General features: G+C 52.1%; 24 protein-coding genes, 1 tRNA gene and 1 riboswitch. Of the genes, 1 reads left to right on the top strand and 24 read right to left on the bottom strand.

What is annotated here, in order from left to right; all coding sequences use genetic code 11:
* Positions 1 to 168: 168 nt before the first annotated feature.
* Positions 169 to 245: transfer RNA gene (locus BBP27_RS08445), tRNA-Met, on the bottom strand.
* 109 nt (positions 246 to 354) lie between these two features.
* A riboswitch (TPP riboswitch) is annotated at positions 355 to 454 on the top strand.
* Positions 455 to 547: 93 nt separating this feature from the next.
* Here BBP27_RS08445 and thiC point away from each other — a divergent pair.
* Positions 548 to 2,437 (top strand): phosphomethylpyrimidine synthase ThiC, encoded by a 1,890-nt coding sequence (thiC, locus tag BBP27_RS08450; RefSeq protein WP_188211743.1) that lies wholly within the window; start codon positions 548 to 550, stop codon positions 2,435 to 2,437.
* Between the two features lie 91 nt (positions 2,438 to 2,528).
* On the opposite strand, the gene murJ is transcribed toward thiC, so the two are convergent.
* The 23 genes from murJ to BBP27_RS08565 all read right to left on the bottom strand — a co-directional run bounded on the left by murJ (position 2,529) and on the right by BBP27_RS08565 (position 25,213).
* Positions 2,529 to 4,067, bottom strand: a complete 1,539-nt coding sequence (gene murJ / locus BBP27_RS08455; RefSeq protein ID WP_188211744.1) for a murein biosynthesis integral membrane protein MurJ — start codon at positions 4,065 to 4,067, stop codon at positions 2,529 to 2,531.
* Between the two features lie 9 nt (positions 4,068 to 4,076).
* Positions 4,077 to 5,252, bottom strand: a complete 1,176-nt coding sequence (gene lpxB / locus BBP27_RS08460; RefSeq protein ID WP_188211745.1) for a lipid-A-disaccharide synthase — start codon at positions 5,250 to 5,252, stop codon at positions 4,077 to 4,079.
* Positions 5,253 to 5,410: 158 nt separating this feature from the next.
* The gene (lpxA, locus tag BBP27_RS08465; RefSeq protein ID WP_070822635.1) at positions 5,411 to 6,187 is read right to left on the bottom strand and encodes an acyl-ACP--UDP-N-acetylglucosamine O-acyltransferase; all 777 of its coding nucleotides are present in this window, start codon (positions 6,185 to 6,187) and stop codon (positions 5,411 to 5,413) included.
* Positions 6,188 to 6,261: 74 nt separating this feature from the next.
* Positions 6,262 to 6,711 (bottom strand): 3-hydroxyacyl-ACP dehydratase FabZ, encoded by a 450-nt coding sequence (gene fabZ / locus BBP27_RS08470; RefSeq protein WP_003681704.1) that lies wholly within the window; start codon positions 6,709 to 6,711, stop codon positions 6,262 to 6,264.
* A gap of 73 nt (positions 6,712 to 6,784) precedes the next feature.
* Positions 6,785 to 7,825, bottom strand: coding sequence for a UDP-3-O-(3-hydroxymyristoyl)glucosamine N-acyltransferase (gene lpxD, locus BBP27_RS08475; RefSeq protein ID WP_188211746.1), 1,041 nt, complete (start codon positions 7,823 to 7,825; stop codon positions 6,785 to 6,787).
* A 101-nt stretch (positions 7,826 to 7,926) separates the two neighbouring features.
* Entirely contained in the window at positions 7,927 to 8,436 is a 510-nt protein-coding gene (locus tag BBP27_RS08480) for an OmpH/Skp family outer membrane protein (RefSeq protein ID WP_049349275.1), read from the bottom strand.
* A gap of 111 nt (positions 8,437 to 8,547) precedes the next feature.
* Positions 8,548 to 10,950, bottom strand: a complete 2,403-nt coding sequence (gene bamA, locus BBP27_RS08485) for an outer membrane protein assembly factor BamA (RefSeq protein ID WP_188211747.1) — start codon at positions 10,948 to 10,950, stop codon at positions 8,548 to 8,550.
* A 3-nt stretch (positions 10,951 to 10,953) separates the two neighbouring features.
* On the bottom strand, positions 10,954 to 12,294 hold the full coding sequence (gene rseP / locus BBP27_RS08490) for an RIP metalloprotease RseP (RefSeq protein WP_188211748.1): 1,341 nt from the start codon (positions 12,292 to 12,294) through the stop codon (positions 10,954 to 10,956).
* Between the two features lie 131 nt (positions 12,295 to 12,425).
* Positions 12,426 to 13,607: a 1-deoxy-D-xylulose-5-phosphate reductoisomerase gene (gene ispC / locus BBP27_RS08495; protein ID WP_188211749.1), complete on the bottom strand. Its 1,182-nt coding sequence runs from the start codon at positions 13,605 to 13,607 to the stop codon at positions 12,426 to 12,428.
* A 117-nt stretch (positions 13,608 to 13,724) separates the two neighbouring features.
* Complete coding sequence (locus tag BBP27_RS08500) at positions 13,725 to 14,474, bottom strand: SIMPL domain-containing protein (RefSeq protein ID WP_003747899.1); 750 nt, start codon at positions 14,472 to 14,474, stop codon at positions 13,725 to 13,727.
* A gap of 33 nt (positions 14,475 to 14,507) precedes the next feature.
* Complete coding sequence (locus BBP27_RS08505; RefSeq protein ID WP_070606405.1) at positions 14,508 to 15,302, bottom strand: phosphatidate cytidylyltransferase; 795 nt, start codon at positions 15,300 to 15,302, stop codon at positions 14,508 to 14,510.
* Between the two features lie 5 nt (positions 15,303 to 15,307).
* Positions 15,308 to 16,054, bottom strand: a complete 747-nt coding sequence (gene uppS / locus BBP27_RS08510) for an undecaprenyl pyrophosphate synthase (protein WP_188211750.1) — start codon at positions 16,052 to 16,054, stop codon at positions 15,308 to 15,310.
* A gap of 57 nt (positions 16,055 to 16,111) precedes the next feature.
* Positions 16,112 to 16,669 (bottom strand): ribosome recycling factor, encoded by a 558-nt coding sequence (gene frr, locus BBP27_RS08515; RefSeq protein ID WP_003747893.1) that lies wholly within the window; start codon positions 16,667 to 16,669, stop codon positions 16,112 to 16,114.
* 181 nt (positions 16,670 to 16,850) lie between these two features.
* Positions 16,851 to 17,150 carry a DUF2818 family protein gene (locus BBP27_RS08520; protein ID WP_188211751.1) on the bottom strand — a complete coding sequence of 100 codons (300 nt, stop codon included), beginning with the start codon at positions 17,148 to 17,150 and terminating at the stop codon, positions 16,851 to 16,853.
* A gap of 220 nt (positions 17,151 to 17,370) precedes the next feature.
* Positions 17,371 to 18,813, bottom strand: a complete 1,443-nt coding sequence (nuoN, locus tag BBP27_RS08525) for an NADH-quinone oxidoreductase subunit NuoN (RefSeq protein ID WP_188211752.1) — start codon at positions 18,811 to 18,813, stop codon at positions 17,371 to 17,373.
* 9 nt (positions 18,814 to 18,822) lie between these two features.
* Positions 18,823 to 20,319, bottom strand: a complete 1,497-nt coding sequence (locus BBP27_RS08530) for an NADH-quinone oxidoreductase subunit M (protein ID WP_003747888.1) — start codon at positions 20,317 to 20,319, stop codon at positions 18,823 to 18,825.
* A gap of 178 nt (positions 20,320 to 20,497) precedes the next feature.
* A complete protein-coding gene (locus tag BBP27_RS08535; RefSeq protein WP_188211753.1) occupies positions 20,498 to 20,818 on the bottom strand; it encodes a cupin domain-containing protein in 321 nt (106 codons plus the stop codon).
* A gap of 76 nt (positions 20,819 to 20,894) precedes the next feature.
* Positions 20,895 to 21,200, bottom strand: a complete 306-nt coding sequence (locus BBP27_RS08540) for a chorismate mutase (RefSeq protein ID WP_003747884.1) — start codon at positions 21,198 to 21,200, stop codon at positions 20,895 to 20,897.
* Between the two features lie 70 nt (positions 21,201 to 21,270).
* Positions 21,271 to 23,295 carry an NADH-quinone oxidoreductase subunit L gene (gene nuoL, locus BBP27_RS08545; RefSeq protein ID WP_188211754.1) on the bottom strand — a complete coding sequence of 675 codons (2,025 nt, stop codon included), beginning with the start codon at positions 23,293 to 23,295 and terminating at the stop codon, positions 21,271 to 21,273.
* Positions 23,296 to 23,297: 2 nt separating this feature from the next.
* Complete coding sequence (gene nuoK / locus BBP27_RS08550) at positions 23,298 to 23,603, bottom strand: NADH-quinone oxidoreductase subunit NuoK (RefSeq protein ID WP_003747881.1); 306 nt, start codon at positions 23,601 to 23,603, stop codon at positions 23,298 to 23,300.
* Positions 23,600 to 24,271: an NADH-quinone oxidoreductase subunit J gene (locus tag BBP27_RS08555; protein WP_003747879.1), complete on the bottom strand. Its 672-nt coding sequence runs from the start codon at positions 24,269 to 24,271 to the stop codon at positions 23,600 to 23,602. The genes nuoK and BBP27_RS08555 overlap by 4 nt, the downstream gene beginning before the upstream one ends.
* Before the next feature lie 11 nt (positions 24,272 to 24,282).
* Positions 24,283 to 24,762, bottom strand: a complete 480-nt coding sequence (nuoI, locus tag BBP27_RS08560; RefSeq protein WP_070837200.1) for an NADH-quinone oxidoreductase subunit NuoI — start codon at positions 24,760 to 24,762, stop codon at positions 24,283 to 24,285.
* A 55-nt stretch (positions 24,763 to 24,817) separates the two neighbouring features.
* Positions 24,818 to 25,213, bottom strand: a complete 396-nt coding sequence (locus BBP27_RS08565; protein WP_003676990.1) for a GFA family protein — start codon at positions 25,211 to 25,213, stop codon at positions 24,818 to 24,820.
* Positions 25,214 to 25,239 lie beyond the last annotated feature (26 nt).

Below are 25,239 nucleotides of genomic sequence, written 5' to 3' on the forward strand. Positions count from 1 at the left end.
ACAAATGTACCAACAACAGTTTTGGACTTTAGCAGACACTGCTAGACTAAATTGAATGGTGGAAATAATCGCAAAAATACAACAGATTGAAATTAATAAGTTTTTCAGACTTTATTGGACGATATAGATATGAAAAAAGACCGCTATACAAGCGGTCTTTTTAGTATGTGGTTGCGGGAGCAGGATTCGAACCTACGACCTTCGGGTTATGAGCCCGACGAGCTACCATGCTGCTCCATCCCGCGTCAGAAGTTGTAACTATACGGAAAAACGGAATCGCTGTCAAGCGTTTTTGACAGAAAATATCCAAACGTTGCTTTACAAAAAACCGGCCGCGTGGTTTAATTTTCGTTAATAAAGAAACAGGGGTGCTGCTTTCAAACCGAGCGGCTGAGAAATACCCTTTACACCCGAACAGGATAATACCTGCGTGGGGAGTTTCGGCAAATGTGATTTTAGACGGTCGATTGAAGATATCCGCAAGGCCGTCTGAAAAAAAGCAATGCTCCTGTTTCCATTTCATAACCGAGAAACAGGAGCAATTTTTATGACTACCGCTAAAAAAACCGGTGATGAGGCGCGCCGTCTTTCCGACTTGAGCGAAGACATCAGCATCCGCTTCCAATATCCCAACTCCGAACGTGTATATCTGCGAGGCAGCCGCGACGACATCCGCGTGCCTTTGCGCGAAATCCGTCAGGACGACACCTACACGGCGCAAGGTACGGAAGCCAATCCGCCAATTCCGGTGTACGACACCAGCGGCGCATACGGCGATCCGGCGGCGCATATCGACTTGAAACAAGGGTTGCCGCACGTCCGCACTGCATGGCTGGACGAACGCGGCGACACCGAAATCCTGCCCAAGCTCTCCAGCGAATACGGCACCGAACGCGCGCACGACCCGAAAACCGCCCATCTGCGCTTCAACCAAATCACCCGTCCGCGCCGCGCCAAAGCAGGCCGAAACGTAACCCAGCTTCACTACGCCCGACAAGGCATCATTACGCCCGAAATGGAGTTTGTCGCCATACGCGAACGCATGAAGTTGGATGAGCTTTTCAGACGGCCTGAATACGCCAAACTCTTGAAACAACACGCAGGGCAAAGTTTCGGCGCGAATATCCCGACCCACCCCGACCAAATCACGCCCGAATTTGTGCGCCAAGAAATCGCCGCCGGACGCGCGATTATCCCTGCCAACATCAACCACCCCGAACTCGAACCAATGATTATCGGCCGCAACTTCCGCGTCAAAATCAACGGCAACTTGGGCAACTCCGCCGTAACCTCAAGCCTGACCGAAGAAGTCGAAAAAATGGTATGGTCGCTGCGTTGGGGTGCAGACACGATTATGGATTTGTCCACAGGCGCACACATCCACGAAACGCGCGAATGGATTATCCGCAACGCGCCCGTCCCCATCGGTACGGTGCCCATCTATCAGGCTTTGGAAAAAACCGGCGGCATCGCCGAAGACCTGACTTGGGATTTGGTGCGCGACACCTTAATCGAGCAGGCAGAACAAGGCGTGGACTATTTCACCCTGCACGCAGGCGTGTTGCTGCGCTATGTGCCGATGACGGCCAACCGCCTCACCGGCATCGTATCGCGCGGCGGTTCCATCATGGCAAAATGGTGCCTCGCCCACCATCAGGAAAACTTCCTCTACACGCATTTCGACGAAATCTGCGAAATCATGAAAGCCTACGACGTATCGTTCAGCCTCGGCGACGGCCTGCGCCCCGGTTGCATTGCCGATGCCAACGACGAATCCCAATTCGCCGAACTGCACACCTTGGGCGAATTGACCGCCAAAGCATGGGAACACGACGTCCAAGTCATGATCGAAGGCCCCGGCCATGTACCGTTGCAACGCGTCAAAGAAAACATGACCGAAGAGCTGCAGCACTGCTTTGAAGCGCCTTTCTACACCCTCGGCCCGCTCGTTACCGACATCGCCCCTGGCTACGACCACATCACCTCGGGCATAGGCGCGACCAACATCGGCTGGTACGGCACAGCCATGCTCTGCTACGTTACTCCGAAAGAGCATCTCGGCCTACCCGACAAAGAAGATGTGCGCACCGGCATCATCACCTACAAACTCGCCGCCCACGCCGCCGACCTCGCCAAAGGCTGGCCAGGTGCACAATTACGCGACAACGCCCTGAGCAAGGCGCGTTTCGAATTCCGCTGGCGCGACCAATTCCGCTTAAGCCTCGACCCCGAACGCGCCGAAAGCTTCCACGACGAAACCCTGCCCGCCGAAGGCGCAAAAATCGCCCACTTCTGCTCGATGTGCGGCCCTAAATTCTGCTCGATGAAAATCACGCAGGAAGTGCGCAACTACGCCGACAAGCAAAAAGCCCAACGGCAGGGCATGGAAGAAAAAGCGATTGAGTTCGTCAAAAAAGGGGCGAAGCTTTACAGCTAAAACATAAAACAAGAAAAGGCCGTCTGAAAATGTTTCAGACGGCCTTTTTAGCGAATAGTCTTTAAGCTAAGCACATACGCCCTACGGCTGCTTATTTTTCCACCCTGCGGAAATGGTGCGGACGGAAGCCGAGCGCGGCGAGGGAAACGAAGTAGAGGCCGCCGCCCAAGGCAATCAGGACGCAGAGTTGGCCTGCTTTTTTAAAGCCGCCGACGTGCACCCATTCAAACGGCAGATAAGATTGCGCCAGCCACAAACCGCCGCCCATGACGACCAAAGAGATGGCCATTTTGACCAAAAACGCTGCCCAACCTTTGCCGGGGCGGTAGATGCCGTGTTTGCGCAAAAGGAAAAACAGCAAACCTGCATTCAGACACGCGCCCAAACCGATAGCGAGGGACAGGCCGACGTGTTTGAGCGGCGAAATGAAGGCGAGGTTCATCAACTGCGTGCAAATTAGCGTGAAAATAGCGACTTTAACAGGAGTTTTGATGTTTTGACGCGCGTAGAAGCCGGGCGCCAACACTTTAATCATAATCAGACCGATCAAGCCGAAGGAATAGGCAATCAGCGCATATTGGGTCATTTGCGCATCGTGCAGAGTAAATTCACGGTACATGAACAAGGTCGTAACCAGAGGGAAAGACAACACGGCAAGGCCGACAGCGGCAGGCAGGGTCAGCAGCATACACAGGCGCAAACCCCAGTCGAGTAGGCCGGAAAACTGCTCGGTATCCTGACTGGCTGCGTGTTTGGACAAGGTAGGCAGCAAAATCGTGCCGAGTGCCACGCCCAAAACGCCGGTCGGCAATTCCATCAGTCGGTCGGCGTAATACATCCATGACACGCTGCCGGACTGCAAAAATGAGGCGAAGATGGTGTTAATGACCAAGGAAATCTGCGCCACGCTCACGCCCAAAATAGCCGGCCCCATCTGTTTCATCACACGGTTGACCGCTGCGTCTTTAAAGCTGAGTTTGGGCATTTTCAAGAAGCCCAGTTTCGCCAACCAAGGCAGTTGGAACACCAGCTGCAACACGCCGCCGACAAATACTGCCCACGCCAACGCCATAACAGGCGGATCAAAATACGGTATGAAAAACAGGGAAAAGACGATAAAGGAGATGTTCAAAAATGTCGGCGTAAAGGCGGGAATGCCGAATTTATGATAGGAATTAAGTATCGAACCGACAAAAGAGGATAGTGAAATCAATAAAATATAAGGAAACGTTACCCGCAGCAGGTCGATGGAGAGCTGAAACTTATCGGCATCTTTGGCAAAACCGGGCGCGGAAACATAAATCACCCACGGCGCGACGAGGATGCCCAGCGCGGTAACGATGACCAACACAAACGACAACATACCGGCCACATGACGCACAAACGCCTGCGTGGCTTCGGGCGAACGGGTTTCTTTGTATTCCGCCAAAATCGGCACGAAGGCTTGGGCAAACGCGCCCTCTGCGAACACGCGCCGCAATAGGTTGGGCAGTTTGAACGCGACAAAAAACGCATCCGTCGCCATGCCTGCACCAAACGCACGGGCGATAATCGTATCGCGCACAAAGCCCAAAATGCGCGACACCATCGTCAGGCTGCCAACCTTGGCCAAGGCTCCCAATAAATTCATGTATTTTCCTTAATTGTCTTTCAGGCCGTCTGAAAATCCGGCTTCCTCCAATACTGCCGCCGCCGCCAATGCCGCCGTATCTTTTTTCAACAACAGATGCAAGGCGTGAAAATCCTGTTCCAACGCGGCCACGGCTTCAGGGCGGTCATACCAGTCTGCCACGGCCTGCGCCAGTTTTTCAGGGACGGCATCGTGTTGCAGCAGCTCGGGAACGGCGGCTTTACCCAACAGAATATTGGGCAAACCGACATGCGGCACTTTGATTTTGTTTTTCACATACGCATAAGTCAACGGCGAAATTTTGTAGCTGATGACCATAGGCCGCTTGCACAAAGCCACTTCCAAAGTCGCCGTACCGCTGGTAACCAATACCACGTCGGCAGCAGTGCAAACCGTATCCGACTGCTTGTCGGTCAACGTGATGGGAAGGGTGGAGAACTCAGGTTTCGCCAAAATTTCGCTAATGCGTTTGCGCGTTGCGGCCGTTGCCACAGGCAGCAAAAACTGTGCCTGCGGATAACGTTTCAGCAGCAATAAGGCCGTCTGAAAAAACACCGCCGCCATGTAATCGATTTCACTCACGCGGCTGCCGGGCAAGATGGCAAACACGGGCACGTCCGCAGGCACGCCAAGCTTCTGCCGTGCCGCCGCCCTATCCGCTTCCACCGGCATGGTTTGCGCCATCGGATGGCCGACAAATTCGGCCTTGCCGCCGGCATCGATATAAAGCTGGGGCTCCATCGGAAACAGGCACAACACGCGGTTGACCTGATGCACGATTTTATTGACCCGTTCGCGCCGCCACGCCCAAACCGACGGGCTGACGTAATGAATGGTATGAATGCCTGCCTGCTTGAGTTTTTCCGCCACGCCGAGATTAAAGTCCGGCGCATCGATGCCGATAAACACATCCGGCTTGAGGCGGATTAAATCGTTCACCAGCCCTTTACGGATTTTCAAAATCTGCGGCAGACGTTTGATGACCTCAACAAAACCGCGCACCGCCAGCTTTTCCTGATCGTACAAACTCTCGAAACCCTCCGCCTTCATGCGCTCGCCGCCGATGCCGGTAAACCGCGCATTCGGGCAACGCGCCTTAATGGCACGGATTAAATGTGCGCCGAGCAAGTCGCCGGAAGCTTCGCCGACGCTGATGGCGATAAGGGGGGAAGGATTGGAATTCATGTGTTGAGGTTTAAAAGCTAAAAGATTTTGGGCAGACATTTGCCCACCCGTTTTCAGACGGCATCTGCGGTAAACAGACAGGAAACCTGCCCTACTGCTCGGATTTTTGCAATCCAAAGGCCGTCTGAAAAAGTTTCAGACGGCCTTCAATCCATCCATCAACGGATAATGCCGCGTGTGGATTGTGCAAAAAAGTCTTTAAATACCGCCAATTCGCTTTGGGTTTCGGCGCGTTTCAGAATCTCTGCCTTGGCTTCTTCAAACGGAATGCCGCGATGGTAAATGGTTTTATACGCATCTTTGACGGAGGCAATCTGTTCGGCGGTGAAACCGTTGCGGCGCATACCTTCGCTGTTGAGGCCGGCCGGTTCGGCACGGTAGCCTGCGGCCATGAAGTACGGCGGTACGTCTTTGTGTACGCCGGCGGCAAACGCGGTCATGGCGTAATCGCCGATTTGGCAGAATTGGAACACCAGCGTGTAGCCGCCCAAGACGACGTAGTCGCCGATGGTAACGTGGCCTGCGAGTGAGGCGTTGTTAGCGAAGATGGTATGGTTGCCGACCACGCAGTCATGGGCGAGGTGGCAGTAGGCCATAATCCAGTTGTCGTCGCCGATACGGGTTTCGCCGATGCCGGTAACCGTACCGAGGTTGAACGTCGTAAATTCGCGGATGGTGTTGCCGTTGCCGATAATCAGCTTGGTCGGCTCGTCGCGGTATTTTTTGTCCTGCGGAATTTCGCCAAGGCTGGCAAATTGGAAAATGCGGTTGTTTTCACCGATGGTCGTATGGCCGTTGATGACGGCGTGCGGACCGATTTCAGTATTCGCACCGATTTGCACATTGGGGCCGATGATGCTGTACGGGCCGACTTTGACGCTGGAGTCGAGTTCGGCTTTGGGGTCGATGACGGCGGTCGGATGGATAAGGGTCATGCTGTTTCCTTGCTGTCTGATACAGGTATTGCCTGCAAGATGCCGTCTGAACGTTCAGACGGCCTGTCCCATTCTTACACCACGCGTTTGGCGCACATAATCACGGCTTCAACGGCAACTTGGCCATCAACTTTGGCAACGGCGTTGAATTTGCCGATACCGCGTTTGTTGGTCAACAGCTCGACTTCAAAAACCAGTTGGTCGCCGGGGATGACTTGGCGTTTGAAACGGGCGTCGTCGATACCGGCGAAAAAGAAGAATTCGTTTTCTTTGCGGCCGCCTTCGCTGAGGATGGCCAGTGTGCCGCACGCTTGCGCCATAGCTTCGATAATCAACACGCCAGGCATCACTGGCAGGTCGGGAAAGTGGCCTTGGAACTGCGGCTCGTTCATGGTGACGTTTTTAATCGCAGTCAGGGTTTTCATCGGTTCGAACGCAGTAATGCGGTCGAGTTGCAAAAACGGATAACGGTGTGGGATAAGTTTTTGAATGTCTTTGGCTTCGATCGGGAGTTGTACGTCCATGATGTTCGTCTTTCCTTGTTTGTATTGGGTTTAAACGTATTCGGATGCGGGGCGCGGACTGTTTGCGCCGCCTTTAGGCTTCGTCGCTGTCGGCAAGCTGTTTTTCCAGCGTTTTGAGGCGTTTGTTCATTTCGCTCAAACGGTGGATATAAACGGCATTGCGCGCCCAGTCTTTGTAGCCCGACATCGGGAAAATACCGGCCAAATGCTGGCCGCTTTCGGTAATGCTGTGGGTAACGGATGTGCCGCCGCCGATGGTGGTTTTATCGGCGATTTCGATGTGTCCGACCGTGCCGACGCCGCCGCCGATAATGCAATAATTGCCGATGGTGACGCTGCCGGAAATGCCGGTTTTGGCGGCGATAACGGTGTGCGAACCGATTTTGCAGTTGTGGCCGATTTGGACTTGATTGTCGATTTTGGTGCCGTTGCCGACGGTCGTGTCGCTCATTGCGCCGCGGTCGATGTTGGTGTTCGAACCGATTTCCACATCATCGCCCAGCGTGACTGCGCCTGTTTGCGGAATTTTAAACCATGAATCGCCGGCAAAGGCCAAGCCGAAACCGTCCGCACCGATGACGGCGCCACTGTGGATTTCAACACGGTTGCCCAACGTGCAGCCGTAATAGATGACGGCGTTGGGATGCAGCACGACTTCATCGCCCAACGTGCAATCGTGTTGGACAACGGCATTGGCCAAAATACGGCAGCCTTTGCCCAATACGGCATTCGCGCCGATATAGGCATTTGCGCCGATTTCGCAGCTTGCCGGTACTTTGGCGCTTGCCTCGACAACGGCGGTCGGATGTACGCCGCCCTGAGCTTTGACAATCGGCGAGAATAATCGTGCCACTTTGGCAAAATAAAGATAAGGGTCGGCAGCCACAATCAGGTTGCGGCCTGCAAATTCGTCTGCGGCTTTCGGCGACACAATCACTGCGCCTGCCTTGCTGTCGTGTACTTCGGCTTTGTATTTCGGGTTGGCCAAAAAGCTGATGTGTTCCGCCTGCGCCTGATCCAACGGACGGACGGCGGTAATGGCGATGTCTTCGCCTTTCCATTCGCCACCGAGTTGGGAAACGATTTGGGACAGGGTGTATGCTTGTGAAGTCATGATAATCTGCCGTCAAGATGTCAGGCCGTCTGAAAGTTGCCGGTTTGGGTTTCAGACGGCCTTAGGTTTGTCTGTATGGTTACATTCGCTGCCGAGCAGGGTCAGTGTGCGTTTAAGGCTTTGATAACGCTGTCGGTAATGTCGTAGCGGCCGTTGACGTAAATCACGTCCTGCAAGATGAAGTCGTAACCTTCGCGTTTGGCCAAATCGACGATGACGCGGTTGGCATTTTGCTGGAGCGCGGCGAATTCTTCATTGCGGCGCAGATTGTAGTCTTCAGCCAACTCGGCCTGCTCCTTGCGGAATTTTTGTACCAGATTGCGCCACTTTTGGGTTTCCGCTTCCCTTTGGCTGTCGCTGAGCTTGTCGCCGCTCAGTTTTCGCTCCAGAGCCTCGCCTTCCTGCTGCAGCTTTTGCAAGGCGGTTTGACGGCTTTTGAACTCTTTTTCCAAAGTCGTCTGAATGCTTTGTGCCTGCTTGGATTCCTGATAAACGCGCTCGGTATTGATAAAACCGATTTTCTGTACGCCATCCGCCGCCGCTTGCGGCAACAGCACGAAACCCGGCAGGGCTACGGCGAGGACACGGAGGGTGTCGGCTATTTTACTCATGATAAAAATCCTTGCTTGAAAACAGACGGGCGGTTGGCAATAAGCTTGCCGCCAATCTGCCATGAGGCCGTCTGAAACGGACAAACCCGGTTTCAGACGGCCTAAACATCATCAGAATGTCGTACCGAGTTGGAATTGGAAGCGTTGGATTTCGTCGCCTTCTTTTTTCTTAATCGGATAAGCATAACTGAACTTCATCGGACCCAGCGGAGAGAGCCAGGTCACGGCTGCACCGGCAGAGTAACGCAATTCGTTTTTGAATGTCGATTTGTGCGTTTTGCCTACGCCGTACACGTTTTGGAGCGCGCCATTGGTGTAATAAGTATTGCTGCTGCTGTCGTTGTAAGTTTTGTCGTCCCACACGCTGCCTGCATCGGCAAACAAGCTCAGACGGACGGTACGCGAGTCTTTAATGCCCGGCATCGGGAAGAGCAACTCTGCGGAAACGTTAGCTTTTTTGTTACCGCCGTAGCTGATTTTCTCGCCGTATTCGTCATAGACTTTCGGGCCCAGCGTACCGCTTTCAAAGCCGCGGACGGAGCCTAAGCCGCCGCCGTAGAAGTTTTCAAAGAACGGCATGGTTTTGGTTTTGCCGTAGCCGTTGCCATAACCGACTTCGCCACCCAGCATCAATGTGAAATCTTTGCTCAACGGGAAGAACCAAGTTTGGTTATGGGTCAGGGTATAGTATTGCAGGTCGCTGCCCGGCAGTGCGATTTCACCGTTTACGCCGGTCAGGTAACCGCGGGTCGGCCACAAGGCATTGTCGGTTTTGTTACGGCCCCAGCCGATGGTGCCTTTGTACAACCAACCTTTGAAGTTACCCACGCCGTTGCCGTTGCCTTTACCGTATTGGTTGATAAAGTCGGCATAGCGTTTAGGCGCGCCTTTATAGGTGTTCACGGTCAGACGCTCTGCGGCTAGGCCGAAGTTCACACGGTCATATTCGGTAACCGGAATACCGATACGCAAACCACCGCCGAAAGTCGTGGTTTTATATTGTTTCGCGCTGGAAGAAGCTTTACGCGGGTCGTAAGTCTTGCCGTAAATATCGTAACCCAAGCTTACGCCGTCCGGTGTGAAGTATGGGTCGGTAAACGACAACGAGCCGTTTACTGTGGTTTTACTGCGGGACGCGCGCAGGGCAACGGATTTACCCGTACCAAACAGGTTGTCCTGAGCCACGCCGGCAGACATTACCAAACCGGTATCCTGAACCCAACCTGCGCTCAAGTCGAGCGAGCCGGTCGAACGTTCGGTCAGGCTCATGTTCAGGTCAACTTGGTCGGGGGTATTGGCCACAGGAACGGCATCAAATTGAACGTTGTCGAAGTAGCCCAACAACTCAACGCGCTCTTTGGAACGTTGCAGTTTGGCAGAATCGTAAGGCGCCGATTCCATTTGGCGCAACTCGCGGCGGATAACTTCGTCGCGGGTTTTGTTGTTGCCGGTAATGTTGATTTCGTTTACATAGATTTTGCGGCCCGGTTGAACGGTCAGCACAAAATCAACGGTATGCGTTTCGGCATTGGGAATCGGTTGGACATTGATTTCGCTGAATGCGTAACCTGCCTGACCCATGCGGTTTTGAATGGCTTCGAGCGAATTGGACATTTGCGCGCGCTCGTACCATTTACCCGGCTTCATGGTCAGCAGTTTTTCCAAATCTTCTTTCGGCACTTCCAGCGTATCGCCTTCGATGCGTACATTGCCCCAGCGGAAGCGGTCGCCTTCGCTGACGGTTACTTTAATGGTCTGCTTGGTTTTGTCTTCGTTGGTTTGGATGTCGGTATCCAAAATACGGAAGTTGAAGTAGCCGTTGTTTTGGTAGTAATTGGTGATTTTTTCCATGTCCTGAGCAAATTTTTGCTCATTGAACTGGTTGCTCTTGGTCACCCAAGTCCACATGCCGCCTTCGCTCAGGGACATTTGTTTCAGCAGGCGGCGGTCGGAATAAACTTCGTTGCCTTCAAAGGAAATATCGGTAATCTTGGTAGATTTGCCCTCTTCGATGGCAATGTCGATAGACACGCGGTTGCGGGCGAGTTTGGTGACGGTCGGCGTGATTTTGACCGACTGTTTGCCGCGGCTCAAATACTCTTCTTTCAAACCGGCGACGGCTTGGTTCAGTGTTGCTTGGTTGAAGTATTGGGATTGCGCCAAACCGAAGGCTTCAAGGTTTTTCTTGATGGCATCGTTTTGCAGCATTTTCGCGCCGGTAATATTGAGCGAGCTGATGGTCGGACGCTCAATCACGGTCAGCAGGACTTGATTATCCATGGTCTCGACGCGTACGTCGTCAAAGAAACCGGTTGCGTAGAGTTTTTTGATGATTTCTTCACTGCGCGCATCATTGAAATTATCACCGACTTTAACGGGCAGGTAGTTGAAGACGGTACTCGGCTCGGTGCGTTGCAGGCCTTCGACGCGGATGTCCTGAATGGTAAAGTCAGCCAATGCCATTGGCGACAGGCTCAATACCATTAAAGCGGAAGCAATCTGGTTCAGTTTCATAAATTATCCAAACAAACGGTTGATGTCATTAAAGAAAGCCACAGCCATCATCAAAAGCATGGCTGCCAGTCCGAAGCGCAGGCCGACTGCCTGTATGCGCTCGCTCAAAGGCTTTCCGCGTATCCATTCGGCGGTATAGAAGACCAAATGTCCGCCGTCTAAAACGGGTACGGGCAAAAGGTTCAATACGCCTAAGCTGATGCTGACCAAGGCCAGAAATTCGAGGTAGCTCTGCAATCCGAGTTTGGCGGACTGTCCGGCGACATCGGCAATGGTCAGGGGGCCGGAAATATGGTTCAAAGAGGCATTGCCTGTAACCAGTTTTCCGAAAAACTTGAGGGTCGTCCATGAATAGTTGACGGTTTTGTTCCAACCCAATTCAAAGGCTTGGGCAACGGAAGGCGTATAACGGTAGCGGATGGTTTTATCCCACTCTTTATCCGCCTGGGCGGCAAGCCCGGCTCTACCGACCAGCACGCCTGCTGACTGCTCGACGCTGTCCGGCCGGATAGCGGTTGCCAGCACTTTGCCGTCGCGCTCGTAAGTCAGTTCGATTCGTTGGCCGGGGCTGGCGCGGAAGAGTTCCGTCCATGCCTGCCAGCTTTCGATGGGCTTCCCATCGGCGGTCAGCAGTTTGTCGTTTTCCTTCAAGCCTGCTTTTTCGGCCGGACTATCAGCCAAGACTTTGCCGATGCGGTTAGTAATTCTAAAAGGCAAAAGGCCGATGTTGCCTTGGTTTTTCGCAACTTTACCTGCTTCAGGCGTGCCGGCGGCATCAATTATGCGGACGACTTGGGTATTTGAGGCCGTCTGAACAGCGACTTTTACAGGACCGGCTTCAAGGTTCAACACCATCTCGGTTTGCGCATCGCTCCAGTCTTTAACGGCGATTCCGTTGACCGATACAATCTTATCGCCTGCCTGAAAACCTGCTTTGGCGGCAATACTGGCAGGCTCGACCATGCCGACATAGGGGCGCAACTCGGTTACGCCGAAAGAAAAGCTCAAACCGTAAAGCAAAACGGCCAAAATCAAATTGGTCAAAGGGCCGGCGGCGACAATGGCGATGCGCTTGGCCGGATGCTGTTTGTCAAAGGCGTAGGGTAAATCTGCTTCTGCCACCTCGCCTTCGCGCGTATCGACCATTTTAACGTAACCGCCCAGCGGAATCGGGGCAAGACACCACTCGGTATCGCCGCGTTTTCGGGTGAAAAAGGGCTTACCGAAGCCGACGGAAAAGCGCACGACTTTAACGCCGCACCAGCGGGCAACAATATAGTGTCCGAACTCATGCAGGCTGACCAAAATCAGAATGGCGACGATAAAGGCTAAAAAGGTTTGCAAAAAAATCCCCTGAGTGGAATGTGATAATCAACGGATAAGGCCGTCTGAAAACCGATTATAAAGGCAGTTGTTCCATTTTGTCTGCCTAAATGCCAAGCGGTTGGCGTTTCAGACGGCCTGTCATTGAAACTTTAATATTTACCGATAAAGGCTTCTGCCTGTCTGCGTGTTTGCGCGTCTTGCGCCAGCAGGCTTTCAATATCATGATGGCCGTCTGAAAAATCTTGGGCAAGGCAGTGGGCAACGACTTGGGCAATATCGGTAAACTTGATGCGTTTATCTAAAAAAGCGGCCACGGCAACTTCGTTTGCGGCGTTCAATACGCAAGGCGCGGCGCCGCCTGCATTCATGGCCTGATAGGCAAGTTTCAAACATGGGAAACGGTCAAAGTCAGGCTTTTGAAAGGTCAACGCGGACAATGCGCCGAAATCCAACTGGCCCACGCCGGAATCGATACGTTCGGGCAGACCCAAGCAATAAGCAATCGGCGTACGCATATCGGGATTGCCCAACTGCGCCAATACCGAACCATCGCGATAACGCACCATGCTGTGTATCACGGATTGCGGATGGATGACGACTTCCAGTTTTTCCGGCGGACAGTTAAACAGCCAATGCGCCTCAATCAATTCCAAGCCCTTATTCATCATTGACGCGGAATCGACGGAAATTTTGCGACCCATGCTCCAATTCGGATGCTTGACCGCCTGCTCGGGCGTAATGCTGTCAAATGTACTTAAATCGGTGTTAAGGAAGGGCCCGCCCGATGCAGTCAGGATAATCGAATTGATGCCGTGCTCATTCAGACGGCCTGTGTAATCCCTTGGCAATACTTGGAAGATGGCGTTGTGTTCGCTGTCAATCGGCAAGACGGTGGCGCCGTTTTGACGGGCGGTTTCCATGAACAATGCGCCGGAAACCACCAGCGTTTCTTTGTTGGCCAGATAAATGGTTTTGCCCTTTTGAGCGGCGGCCAAAGCCGACGGCAGACCGGCCGCGCCGACAATGGCACACATCACGCCACTGACTTCATCGGCCGAAGCCACATCAATCAGGGCTTGAGCACCATATAAAACCTGCGTATCGATGCCTTCTTGTTTGAGTTTCTTTTCCAGCTCGGCGGCATGGCCGGCATCGCCAACAACGGCATATTCCGGGCGGAACTGTTTGCATTGTGCCGCCAGCTTGTCCACCTGCCTATGCCCTGCCAGCGCGAACACGCGGAATTTTTCGGGATGGCGGGAAACAACGTCCAAAGTGCTTTCGCCTATGCTGCCGGTACTGCCTAATATGGTCAGAACTTGTTGTGTCATGGTGTGTTCTTTGTGTGCTGTGCAAACGGTATTCATTGTGTTTGAAATAGATTTCTTTGCCGTTTCCAATTTTCAGACGGCCTTTTACCTCCCGGCTAAACAGGCCGTCTGAAAGAATTACTCAATGCCGTATTCGATGGTAACAACCAGTCGGACTTGTTTGCCGACGGTGCTTTTATCGTAAGAACCACCGTACTCGTCGTCCTCACTGCTGCCGGTGTCGGCATAGATGTTGAACGAGCCTTGTGAAGCAGAACGCATGGCGCCCACTTTGCCGCCGCCGGTTTTGGCAAATTCGGCCGCGCGTTTCTGCGCATCCTCAGTCGCCTGCGTGATCAAATCGCGTTTGATGGTTTCCAAATTGCCCAGCAAATATTGCGGATTGTCGAAGCGGATAAATTCGTTTTGCGCACGGAAATTCAAAATGGCGCGCTGGGCGGCTTGGATTTTGTCCAGTTTTTTGGTGTTGACCACAATATTGAGGTCGCCGTCGTAGCCGTTGGGCGTGCGGGTTACATTGCCCAGTTCGTCGCGGGTTTCATTGAAAACGCGCGACACTTCGGGCAGGCCCACTTTCATTTCAGCCGCCGTAAAGCCTTGCTCGCCCAAAAACTTAGACAACTTCTTGCGTCTTGCCGTCAGCAAATCCAAAACTTCCTGATAGCTCTCGCCGTGCGCGTTCACGCCCGTATTCCACGTCGCGCTGTCGGATTGGAAGTTTTTCTCCGCCAAACCTTTTACGGTAATCGTCCCCGGTTGGCGCAGATTCTTAAACTGCACGCCCAAAATAAACGCCGCAGCCATCAATCCCAGTGCCAACAATACGCCCAAAATCGATAAAGATGAAATCTGTTTTTGTTCGGACATAATCAGCTCCCTCAACAACGTGAGACAGGCGGTTTAAAACAAATATACAAAGGCGGCATAAATGCTGATAACGGCAATCAGGCTGTCCACACGGTCGAACACGCCGCCATGTCCCGGCAGCAGATTGCTGCTGTCTTTGATACCGGCCGCACGTTTGAGCCAGCTTTCCAGCAAATCGCCGCACACGCTGACCACAGTCAGAATCAAGCCGATCAAAATCGTTTTGAACCAACCGGCTTCAAAAGCCAGCCAACCGGCTTTCCATACGATGGTCATGTACACGGCAACGCACAATGCGCCGCCGATCGCACCTTCCCAGCTTTTACCCGGACTGATGGTCGGCGCAATTTTACGCTTGCCAAACGACTTGCCACAGAAATACGCGCCAATATCGGCCACCCACACCAAGCCCATAATCGCCAATAAAGACAGCGCGTCTTCAGGCTGAGGGCGCAGGTAAACCAGTGCGAACCAAAACGGCATCACCAACAACCAACCGACCGTGTAAGCCTGCCAGCCGCCGTTTAGCTTCCATTTCGCTTTCAGCCACCAAGGCATGACAATCAGCCAAAACGCCAATACGACACACCAAACCAAATTGGGCAACTGCCAACCGCCGGCATAGGCAATCACACCGAACACCAGCGTTGACGCCAAATAATGATTGATTTTCAGCTTGTCCAAGCCGCTCATGCGGGCATATTCCCACAAAACCAACATAGCAATCAGGCCGCAAAACGCCGCCCACAGCCACATAGGTGCATAAAACAGCATGACCAGCATCAGCGGCAAGAGCCACAGCGCCGTTAAAATCCGTTGTCTCAACATAATTCTCAACCCCGTTGCTGCTCAAGCGGCAGCTGTTCGGAAGTCCGCCCGAAGCGGCGTTCCCGTTTTTGGAACGAAGCAATCGCCTCGTTCAACGATTTCTCATTAAAATCAGGCCACAGCGTATCCGTAAAATACAATTCCGCGTACGCCATCTGCCACAGCAGGAAATTACTGATGCGCGTCTCGCCGCCGGTGCGGATAAACAAATCCGGCTCGGGTGCATCGCCCAACATCAAATAGCGCGACAACGCCTCTTCCGTAATCTCTGTTGCACCCTCGGCAATCACCTGATTTGCCGCCTGCAAAATATCCCAGCGGCCGCCATAATCGGCGGCAATGCTCAAAGTCAAACCGGTATTGTTTGCCGTCAACGCCTCTGCCGCCTCAATCCCCTTCAGGATTTCAGCATTAAACCGCTCACGGCTGCCGATGACTCTCAAGCGCATATTGTTGTCGTGCAAACGGCGCACCTGCTTTTGCAAAGCCTGCAAAAACAGCCCCATCAGAAAAGAAACCTCTTCCTCGGGGCGTCGCCAGTTTTCAGTCGAAAAAGCAAACACGGTCAAATACCGCACACCTAGTTCAGCACAATGCTTCACCATGTTCTCCAGCGCATCCAAGCCGCGCTTATGCCCCATCACACGGGGAAGAAAACGCTTCTTTGCCCAACGTCCGTTGCCGTCCATAATCACGGCAATATGTCGGGGGATGGCAGAGTGTTCCAAAATCGTCTGCGTACTGCTTTTCATGTCTGCCTTTCAGGGAGCAAACCGTCCAAAGGCCGTCTGAACGGTTTGCACACAGGATTAAATCGCCATCAAATCTTCTTCTTTGGCCGCCAAGAGCTTGTCTGCCTCAGCAATGTATTTGTCGGTCAATTTCTGAACCGCTTCCTCACCACGGCGGGCTTCATCTTCAGAAATTTCTTTGTCTTTCAACAATTTTTTGATGTGGTCGTTTGCATCACGGCGCACATTGCGGATAGACACACGGCCCTCTTCCGCCTCGCCGCGTACCACTTTGATCAAATCTTTACGGCGTTCCTCAGTCAGCATAGGCATAGGGACACGGATCAAATCGCCGACAGAAGCAGGGTTCAGGCCCAAGTTAGAATCACGGATCGCTTTCTCGACTTTTGAAGCCATATTGCTCTCAAAAGGTTTCACACCAATCGTACGCGCATCCAAAAGCGTCACGTTCGCCACTTGGCTCACAGGCACCATGCTGCCCCAGTATTCCACTTCCACTTGGTCAAGCAGGCCGGTATGCGCACGGCCGGTACGCACCTTAGCCAAGTTTTCTTTCAATACTTCCAGAGAACGCTGCATTTTGCCTTCAGCTGTCTTTTGAATATCATTAATCATCTTATACTTTCAATTTCATAGGAATAAAACAGGATTAACCGAGAATAGTACCGTTAAACCGCCCTCACGACAAGGCTTTACGCCCCAACAGCCTTGTTTTCTAACCGATATTTAACATCAAACAAAATAAAGGCCGTCTGAAAATCTTTCAGACGGCCTTTTCCCTATTCAAATCCGATTCCTACTCTCTATTTCGCTCATTCCAAAAGTAACGCCATACAAAGCATGGAAAAGCAAAAATCAGGTAGAGGCAAACCACGGTCGCGTAAAACTCCCAATCTTGGGCATGCACGGCACCGGCGCGCGATTCGAGAATATAGGCGAGAATTGCGGTAAGAAGGAAACCTGCCAGCAATTCGATCAAGTGATGGCCGATATGTTTGCGTTTCAGGGCGACGATGCCGAAGAATTTGGTGGTAATAAATGGTACGTTGGCAAAGATAAGTGCCAACAGCAAAAGAATGTACATGGATGCGGTCATGATGGTCTTTCTGTTTTCAGACGGCCTGCGTGTGATTTTAACATGTTAAATGGGCATTCTTGCCCATTATTATCCGTGGAATATTCAATATCTTGATGATACCCGCTTGATGATTGTTCAAAGGCTTGAGGCCGTCTGACCTTTGGGTATATTTCATCCGAATGCGAATCCTAACAAAAACGGCGACTTTGGAACAGCCGCCGTTGGTTTTGTTTGAAGCTTACAGGGTATTTATCAATGCTTTGGCACACCAGTCGATAACGGTTTGCGGCATGATGCCCCACAGGAGCAGCAGGAAGGCATTGACCGTCAGGACAAATTTGGCGGCATAGTTGCTGCCGACCGGCTGGTCATGGTCAGGCGCATCGAAGTAGATGACTTTGACCACGCGCAGGTAGTAGAACGCACCAATCAGCGACATGATGACGGCAAATACGGACAACCAAACATGGCCTTGCTTCAAGAGCGCCATAATCACGCCGAATTTGGCGTAAAAACCCATCAGCGGCGGAATACCCGCCATGGAGAACATGGACAGCAGCATCAGGAAGGCAAACCATGCATGGCGTTGGTTAAGGCCTGCGAGGTCTTTGATGTTTTCACATTCAATGTCTTTGGTGGACAATACCATCAAAACGCCGAAGCTGACTGCCGCCATCAAAGCATAGGTAATGGCGTAGTACAGACCTGCAGTAAAGCCGACTGCGCCTGCCATAAACGCCAACAGGATAAAGCCCATGTGCGATACGGTGGAGTAGGCAAGCATACGTTTGATATTGGTTTGCATGATGGCGGCAAGGTTACCGACCACCAAAGAAGCAACGGCAAGGATGGCCAACATCGGCGCCCAGTCTGAATGTACTGTACCCATGCCGGTAACAAGGATACGGAACGCGAAGACAACGGCGGCAATTTTCGGAGCCGTACCCACAAAGGCGGCAACGGATGTCGGCGCGCCATCGTACACGTCGGGTACCCACATATGGAATGGAACCGCACCCAATTTAAATGCAATGGCAACTACGATAAATACCATACCCAATTTCAACAACCATTCATTGGCCTGCTCATTGAAAGCAGAAGCCAAGACGGAAGCAAAATCAAGAGAACCGGTGGCGCCGTAAACCATGGAAATACCATAGAGCAGCAAACCGGAGGCCAACGCGCCCAATACGAAATATTTTAGCGCAGCCTCGGCAGAGCGGCCGGAATCGCGGCGTAGGGCAATCATGGCGTACAGCGACAAAGACAACAATTCCAAACCGATATACGCAGTCAGGAAATGTGCCGCGCTGACCATGACGCTCATACCCAACAGGGCAAACAGCGACAGGGTGTAAAACTCGCCTTTAAAAATTTGGCGGTCTTGGTTGTACGGTTTACTGTAAATAAACAGACCAAACGTCAGCGCATACAGCACCAGTTTTGCCAAACGGGACATGCCGTCTGCAATATACATACCGTGAAAGGCATCGACACTGCCCTGCTCCCATACCGCCAACTGGGTAACGGCCACGATGATGACCGTTCCCAAACTCATCAGATGGGTCAGATAGCGGTTTTTATCGCAAATCCACAAGTCTGCCAGCAATACGACACCCAATAGCGCAAGCAGCACGATTTCGGGCATGGCGGGCATTAAATTCAAATCAGACCAGTTCATTTACACACCTCAAATCTTGCTTTGTGCCACATGGGCAATCAAATCGTTTGCCGCTTGATGCACCACTTCGATAAACGCTTGCGGATACAGACCCATGCCCAAAACAGCAACCGCCAAAATCGCCAAAATCGCAAATTCGCGGCAATTGATGTCTTTCATTTCGGCAACGTGCGGATTGTGGATCGCACCAAAAATAACGCGTTTGTACATCCACAGGGTATAAGACGCACCGTAAATCAAGGTCATGGCGGCCAACGCGCCTACCCAGAAATTCACTTTAACCGCGCCCATAATCACCATAAACTCGCCCACGAAGCCGGAAGTCGCAGGCAGACCGGCATTGGCCATACCGAACAACATCATAAACGCCGCAAACTTAGGCATCACATTGACCACGCCGCCATAGTCGGCAATATTGCGGGTATGCAGGCGGTCGTACATCACGCCGATACACATAAACATCGCGGCAGACACAAAACCGTGGGAAATCATTTGAACGATTGCACCTTTCAATGCCCAGTCATTCAGTTGACCGTTCACAAACAGGAACATACCCAAAGTGACAAAACCCATGTGGCTGATGGAAGAGTATGCCACCAGTTTTTTCATATCGGTTTGCACCAAAGCCACCATACCGATGTAAATCACGGCAATCAGGCTCAATACGATGATCACAGGGGCAAAATAGCGTGCCGCATCCGGCATAATCGGCAGGATAAAGCGCAAGAAACCATACGCACCCAGCTTCAGCGTAATGGCCGCCAACACCATCGAACCGCCGGTCGGCGCTTCAACGTGGGCATCCGGCAACCAAGTGTGCACAGGGAACATCGGCACTTTTACGGCGAATGACAGGAAGAATGCCGCAAACAAAAGCTGTTGCACGCCCAACGGAATCTGTTTGATGTTTTGGAAATCGACAATAGAGAAGCTGCCTGTCTGATAGTACAGGTAAACCATGGCAACCAGCATCAAAAGCGAACCCATCAGCGTATAGAGGAAGAGCTTGACCGACGCATAGACGCGGCGCGGACCGCCCCATACACCGATAATCAAGTACAGCGGAATCAGCATACCCTCGAAGAACACATAAAACAGAATCGCATCCTGCGCGGCAAACGCACCGTTAATCAAACCCGACATAATCAGGAAAGCGGCCATATACTGCGCCGGACGTTTCTGAATGACTTCCCAACCGGCCAATACCACCAACAGCGTAATAAACGCATTTAAGATGATAAAGAGCACTGAAATACCGTCCACGCCCAATGCGTAGTTGATTTTCAGCAGCGGAATCCACTCGTGGAACTCGGTAAATTGATAGCCGCCGCTCAAACGGTCGAAACCGGTAAACAGGGGCAGCGTTACCAAGAAACCGGCAAGCGCACCCATGAAGGCAAGCACACGCGCCAGTGGCGCACGGCTGTCCTTACCGGTCGCCAAAACCAGCACACCTGCGGCGATGGGTATCCATATTGCCAAGCTGAGTAGGTAGTTGGAAAACATAGTGGTTAACCTGTGGTTAAAATAAAAAATATAGTTGTATGGGTTGGTTTCCAGACGACATTTCGGGAGGCCGTCTGAAAAAGATTGTGTATTTTGTGTACGGCAAAATCAAGAAAAATGTATATCTGCCGTCATTCTCTTATTCTGTTGCTGTCTCAAACCTTCTTTTCAGACGGCCTCAAACACTGTCCTCTTTCTCAATCACCAAAATCCGCACTTCGCCGCACGGATGGGCGACGTGTTCCGTGCCGATTCCTGCATAGAAGATATCTCCGCTTTTTAAACGAACGATGTGTTCTTCGCCGTTTTCTCGGTAGTGCATCTCAACTTCGCCATCCATCACGGCAAACACTTCCTCGCCGTCGTTGATGTGCCATGTGTAGGGCTGGTTCGTCCAGTGCAGGCGCACGGTGATGCCGTTCATATTGGCGATGTCGAGTGCGCCCCATGCGCGGGAAGCGGTAAATTCGGCAGAGCAGATGATTTGTGTGTCCGACATGGTTTTTTCTCGCCTTTATATTTCAGACGGCCTCTTCCCTATTTTTCTTGTCAAAACCGTTATCCGAAGATTTTGACTACGCTCCGTCGGTACGGTTGGTGTCCATCTCAAGTTTAATGAACGCATCAATCATGCTGCGCCAAACTGCTTCTGCTACTTCGGGCGACAAACCGGCCTTTTCGGCATAAGCGCGGCGAGAGGCAATCACTTGAGCCACCCGTTCGGGCGCGGAAACCGCCTGCACATCGTTTTTAGGTTTCAGACGACCAGCCTGCCGTACCAATTTCTGCCGGCGGGCGAGTAATTCGATTAATCCCTTATCCAAACCATCGATGGCTTCACGGACTTCGTCCAGGGTTTGCGGTAATTTATCTTCAATCATTGTTGCTCAAATTTTCTTTTTCAGACGGCCCTATACACAAACTATAGACAGGCCGTCTGAAATCCCGCTTTTATCGGAACAATCCCCAGAAGGTCATGCCGAGCAGTACCAATACGCCGAATACCATAGCGGCGGCATAGGTATAGATGAAGCCGGTTTGGACTTTGCGTACCTGCGCGGCAATCGCACCGACCAGTTTGGCAGAGCCATTGACGATGCCGTTGTCGATAATGGCGGTATCGCCGACTTTCCAAAAGAAAGTACCCAATGCGCGCGTGCCTTTGGCGAAAACATTGAAATACAGGGCGTCGAGGTAGTATTTGTTTTCAAACAAAACGTAAATCGGACGGAACGCCTGTGCAATTTTCGCAGGCAGGTGCGGCAGTTTGACGTACAAGAGCCATGCGCTCAACACGCCTGCGATAGCAAGGTAGAGTACAGGCGAATGCAGGCTGTGCGACACCATTGCCAATGCGCCGTGGAACTCTTCCTTCATGATGTGCATGGTCGGATGCGCGTCGGCATTAACGAAAATCACGTCTTTGAAGAAATCGCCGTAAAGCATAGGCTCGATGGCAACATAGCCGATGATGATGGACGGAATGGCAAGCAAAATCAAAGGCAGAGTAACAACCAGCGGGCTTTCGTGCGGATTGTCGTTTTTGCCCAAGCCGTGATGCTCTTCACCATGATGATCGTCATGATGTTCAGGCAGGCTGCGCCATTTTTCTTCGCCGTGGAATACCATAAAGTATTGGCGGAACGCGTAAAACGCGGTAACAAAAACGCTGGCAAGGACGGCGAAATAGGCAAATCCGCTGCCCGGCAGGGTGCTGTATTTCGCTGCTTCGATAATCGAATCTTTGGAGTAGAAGCCGGAGAAGAACGGCGTACCAATCAGCGACAAGTTACCGATCAGCATGGTCAGCCAAGTAATCGGCATGTATTTTTTCAGATTGCCCATGTGGCGCATATCTTGGTCATGGTGCATACCGATAATTGCGCTACCCGCCGCCAAAAACAACAAGGCTTTAAAGAAAGCGTGGGTCATCACATGGAACATCGCCACGGAATAGGCAGACGCGCCCAGAGCCACGGTCATATAGCCCAGTTGCGACAAGGTAGAATACGCAACCACACGTTTGATGTCGTTTTGAATCACGCCCAAGAAACCCATAAACAGGGCAGTAATCGCACCGATTACCATAATGACAGACAGCGCAGTGCTGCTCATCTCATAAATCGGCGACATACGCGATACCATGAACAGACCGGCAGTAACCATGGTTGCGGCGTGAATCAATGCGGAAATCGGCGTCGGGCCTTCCATCGAATCGGGCAGCCAGACGTGCAGCGGGAACTGAGCCGATTTACCCATCGCGCCCACAAACAACAGCAAACAGGTTACGGTAATCAAAGACCATTCCACACCGGGGAAAAGCTGGATGGTGGCCGTCTGAACATTAGGCAGATAAGCGAATACATCTTGATAGCGCAGGCTGCCACCGAAATAGGCAAGCACCAAGCCGATACCGAGCAAAAAGCCGAAGTCGCCGACACGGTTAATCAAAAAGGCTTTCAGGTTGGCAAATGTTGCGCTCGGACGTTTGAAATAGAAACCAATCAAAAGGTACGACACCAAACCCACAGCCTCCCAGCCAAAGAAGAGCTGGATGAAGTTGTTGCTCATAATCAGCATCAACATGCTGAAAGTAAACAAAGAAATATAGCTGAAGAAGCGTTGGTAGCCGACTTTTTCATCGTGCATATAGCCGATGGTATAGATATGCACCATCAACGACACGCCGGTTACTACGACCATCATCATCGCCGTCATCGTATCGACCAAGAAGCCGACGGAGAAATCCAAGCCGCCCATTGTCAGCCAGGTATAAACGTTCTCGTCAAACTTGGTACGGCTGCCATTGAGGAATCCCCACAGCACATAAGCCGACAGCACGGCAGACACCGCCACACCAAGTATTGTTACGGTATGCGCGCCGGCACGTCCGATTTTGTTACCGAACAAACCCGCAATCAGCGAGCCTGCCAAAGGCACAAGGGCAATTACCAAATATAAAGTCATGTCGTTCATGATTACCCTTTCAACTCATCCAAATCGGCAACGTTGATTGTTTTTCTGTTACGGTACACCAGCACCATAATTGCCAAACCGATGGCAGATTCAGCAGCGGCAACGGTCAGTACGAAGAATACGAAAATCTGTCCGGCAGTATCGCCCAAATATTGGGAGAAAGCGATAAAGTTGAAGTTCACCGCCAAGAGCATCAGCTCGATGGACATCAGCAATACCAGCACGTTTTTGCGGTTCATAAAGATACCCATTGCGCTGATACCGAACAGGAGCGCACCCAATACCAAATAATGCGTCAAGGTAATCATGCTTTGCCCTCCCCTTCCGGCTTGAGGCCGTCTGAAACTTCGCTTTCTTCGGCAGATTCGACTTGCGGTTTGACCGCTTCCATTTTCACCAAGCGCATACGGCCTTGATCGGCGCGTACTTTAACTTGGTCTGCAGGGTCCATACGTTTCGGATTGAAAGTTTTGCGGTGAACCAGCGCAATCGCGGCCACCATACCCAACAGCAGCAATACCGCCGCCAACTCAAACGGCAACAGGTAGTCAGTATAAATACGGCTGCCCAAATCACGGATATTGTTGTAATCGGCCGGAATGTCTTTCATCAGACCAAATGCGGCAAGGTCGGTTTTCGGGTTGACCAAAATCAGGATCAGAGCAACCGCCAACAATGTGCCGACCACGCCGGCAACCGGCGCATGACGCCAGAAACCGGCGCGCATGGCTTCGATGTCGATATTCAGCATCATCACGACGAACAGGAACAACACCATCACGGCGCCGACGTAAACCACCACCAGCGTCACGCCCAAGAATTCGGCCTGCATCAGCATCCAAATCATCGCGCTCACGCAGAAGGTCAGCACCAGATGCAAAGCGGCATGCACGGGGTTTTTAGCAGTAACGGTACGAACCGCACCGTACAAAACGATGGCGGCAAGGATATAGAACAGAATCGCGGAAAAAGTCATTCGTCTGCTCCTTAACGATACGGCGCGTCAGCGGCTTTGCGTTTGGCGATTTCGGGTTCGTATTTGTCGCCAATGGCCAAAAGAATCGGCTTGGTCATGTGCAAGTCGCCTTTTTTCTCGCCGTGATATTCAAAAATATGGGTTTCCACAATCGCATCGGTCGGGCAGGCCTCTTCGCAGAAACCGCAGAAGATGCACTTGGTCAGGTCGATGTCGTAACGCTTGGTGCGGCGGGTGCCGTCTTCGCGTTCTTCCGATTCGATGTTAATCGCCATTGCCGGACAAACTGCCTCACACAATTTACACGCAATACAGCGCTCTTCGCCGTTCGGATAACGGCGTTGCGCGTGCAGGCCGCGGAAACGCACGGATTGCGGCGTTTTCTCTTCGGGGAAATAAATTGTGTCTTTGCGGGCAAAAAAGTTTTTGAGCGTTACGCCCAAGCCTTTTACCAATTCGCCAAGCAGAAAGGTTTTTACTAAGTTAGCCATTTTCGGATGCTCTTTTCGGATTGTTCTGTTTACAGGCCGTCTGAAAGCGGTTTTTTTAACCTGCCGCGCCCACCATTTCTAAAAACTCGGCTTCGGTCAGCTTCGGGGTATCGTTGGCCAAGTCATAATACGGAGCTTTGCAATCAATAAAGATTTGTGAGGTAGTTTCAAAGCCCGCGTTGTCGGCAAACAGCCCGGCGTTGATGTAATAATCGTTGCCAACCTGCACAAACAGGTGTGTGCCGCAGTGTTTGCAAAAACAGCGTTGCGCCCATTCGGACGACTGATAATGCGCGATGTGCTCGCTGCCTGTGATTTCGGGCGACCGGGCGGCCAAAGTAAAAGACGCGCCGCTGCCCCATGTGCGGCATTTCCCGCAATGGCAGGCGTGGAGTTCGCGGTTTTCGGCGGTTTCCAGTGATACTGCGCCGCACAGGCATTGAGCTTTCATCGGTTTCTCTCGGTTTGAAACGGTTA

The sequence above is a fragment of the Neisseria sp. RH3002v2g genome, assembly GCF_014596425.2.
Classification (GTDB): Bacteria; Pseudomonadota; Gammaproteobacteria; order Burkholderiales; family Neisseriaceae; genus Neisseria.

Excerpts from the sequence above, each read along its gene's own strand:
- thiC (WP_188211743.1), top strand. The coding sequence starts at position 548 with ATGACTACCGCTAAAAAAACCGGTGATGAGGCGCGCCGTCTTTCCGAC.
- murJ (WP_188211744.1), bottom strand. The coding sequence starts at position 4,067 with ATGAATTTATTGGGAGCCTTGGCCAAGGTTGGCAGCCTGACGATGGTG.
- lpxB (WP_188211745.1), bottom strand. The coding sequence starts at position 5,252 with ATGAATTCCAATCCTTCCCCCCTTATCGCCATCAGCGTCGGCGAAGCT.
- lpxA (WP_070822635.1), bottom strand. The coding sequence starts at position 6,187 with ATGACCCTTATCCATCCGACCGCCGTCATCGACCCCAAAGCCGAACTC.
- fabZ (WP_003681704.1), bottom strand. The coding sequence starts at position 6,711 with ATGGACGTACAACTCCCGATCGAAGCCAAAGACATTCAAAAACTTATC.
- lpxD (WP_188211746.1), bottom strand. The coding sequence starts at position 7,825 with ATGACTTCACAAGCATACACCCTGTCCCAAATCGTTTCCCAACTCGGT.
- BBP27_RS08480 (WP_049349275.1), bottom strand. The coding sequence starts at position 8,436 with ATGAGTAAAATAGCCGACACCCTCCGTGTCCTCGCCGTAGCCCTGCCG.
- bamA (WP_188211747.1), bottom strand. The coding sequence starts at position 10,950 with ATGAAACTGAACCAGATTGCTTCCGCTTTAATGGTATTGAGCCTGTCG.
- ispC (WP_188211749.1), bottom strand. The coding sequence starts at position 13,607 with ATGACACAACAAGTTCTGACCATATTAGGCAGTACCGGCAGCATAGGC.
- BBP27_RS08500 (WP_003747899.1), bottom strand. The coding sequence starts at position 14,474 with ATGTCCGAACAAAAACAGATTTCATCTTTATCGATTTTGGGCGTATTG.
- BBP27_RS08505 (WP_070606405.1), bottom strand. The coding sequence starts at position 15,302 with ATGTTGAGACAACGGATTTTAACGGCGCTGTGGCTCTTGCCGCTGATG.
- uppS (WP_188211750.1), bottom strand. The coding sequence starts at position 16,054 with ATGAAAAGCAGTACGCAGACGATTTTGGAACACTCTGCCATCCCCCGA.
- frr (WP_003747893.1), bottom strand. The coding sequence starts at position 16,669 with ATGATTAATGATATTCAAAAGACAGCTGAAGGCAAAATGCAGCGTTCT.
- BBP27_RS08520 (WP_188211751.1), bottom strand. The coding sequence starts at position 17,150 with ATGACCGCATCCATGTACATTCTTTTGCTGTTGGCACTTATCTTTGCC.
- nuoN (WP_188211752.1), bottom strand. The coding sequence starts at position 18,813 with ATGAACTGGTCTGATTTGAATTTAATGCCCGCCATGCCCGAAATCGTG.
- BBP27_RS08530 (WP_003747888.1), bottom strand. The coding sequence starts at position 20,319 with ATGTTTTCCAACTACCTACTCAGCTTGGCAATATGGATACCCATCGCC.
- BBP27_RS08535 (WP_188211753.1), bottom strand. The coding sequence starts at position 20,818 with ATGTCGGACACACAAATCATCTGCTCTGCCGAATTTACCGCTTCCCGC.
- BBP27_RS08540 (WP_003747884.1), bottom strand. The coding sequence starts at position 21,200 with ATGATTGAAGATAAATTACCGCAAACCCTGGACGAAGTCCGTGAAGCC.
- nuoL (WP_188211754.1), bottom strand. The coding sequence starts at position 23,295 with ATGAACGACATGACTTTATATTTGGTAATTGCCCTTGTGCCTTTGGCA.
- nuoK (WP_003747881.1), bottom strand. The coding sequence starts at position 23,603 with ATGATTACCTTGACGCATTATTTGGTATTGGGTGCGCTCCTGTTCGGT.
- BBP27_RS08555 (WP_003747879.1), bottom strand. The coding sequence starts at position 24,271 with ATGACTTTTTCCGCGATTCTGTTCTATATCCTTGCCGCCATCGTTTTG.
- nuoI (WP_070837200.1), bottom strand. The coding sequence starts at position 24,762 with ATGGCTAACTTAGTAAAAACCTTTCTGCTTGGCGAATTGGTAAAAGGC.
- BBP27_RS08565 (WP_003676990.1), bottom strand. The coding sequence starts at position 25,213 with ATGAAAGCTCAATGCCTGTGCGGCGCAGTATCACTGGAAACCGCCGAA.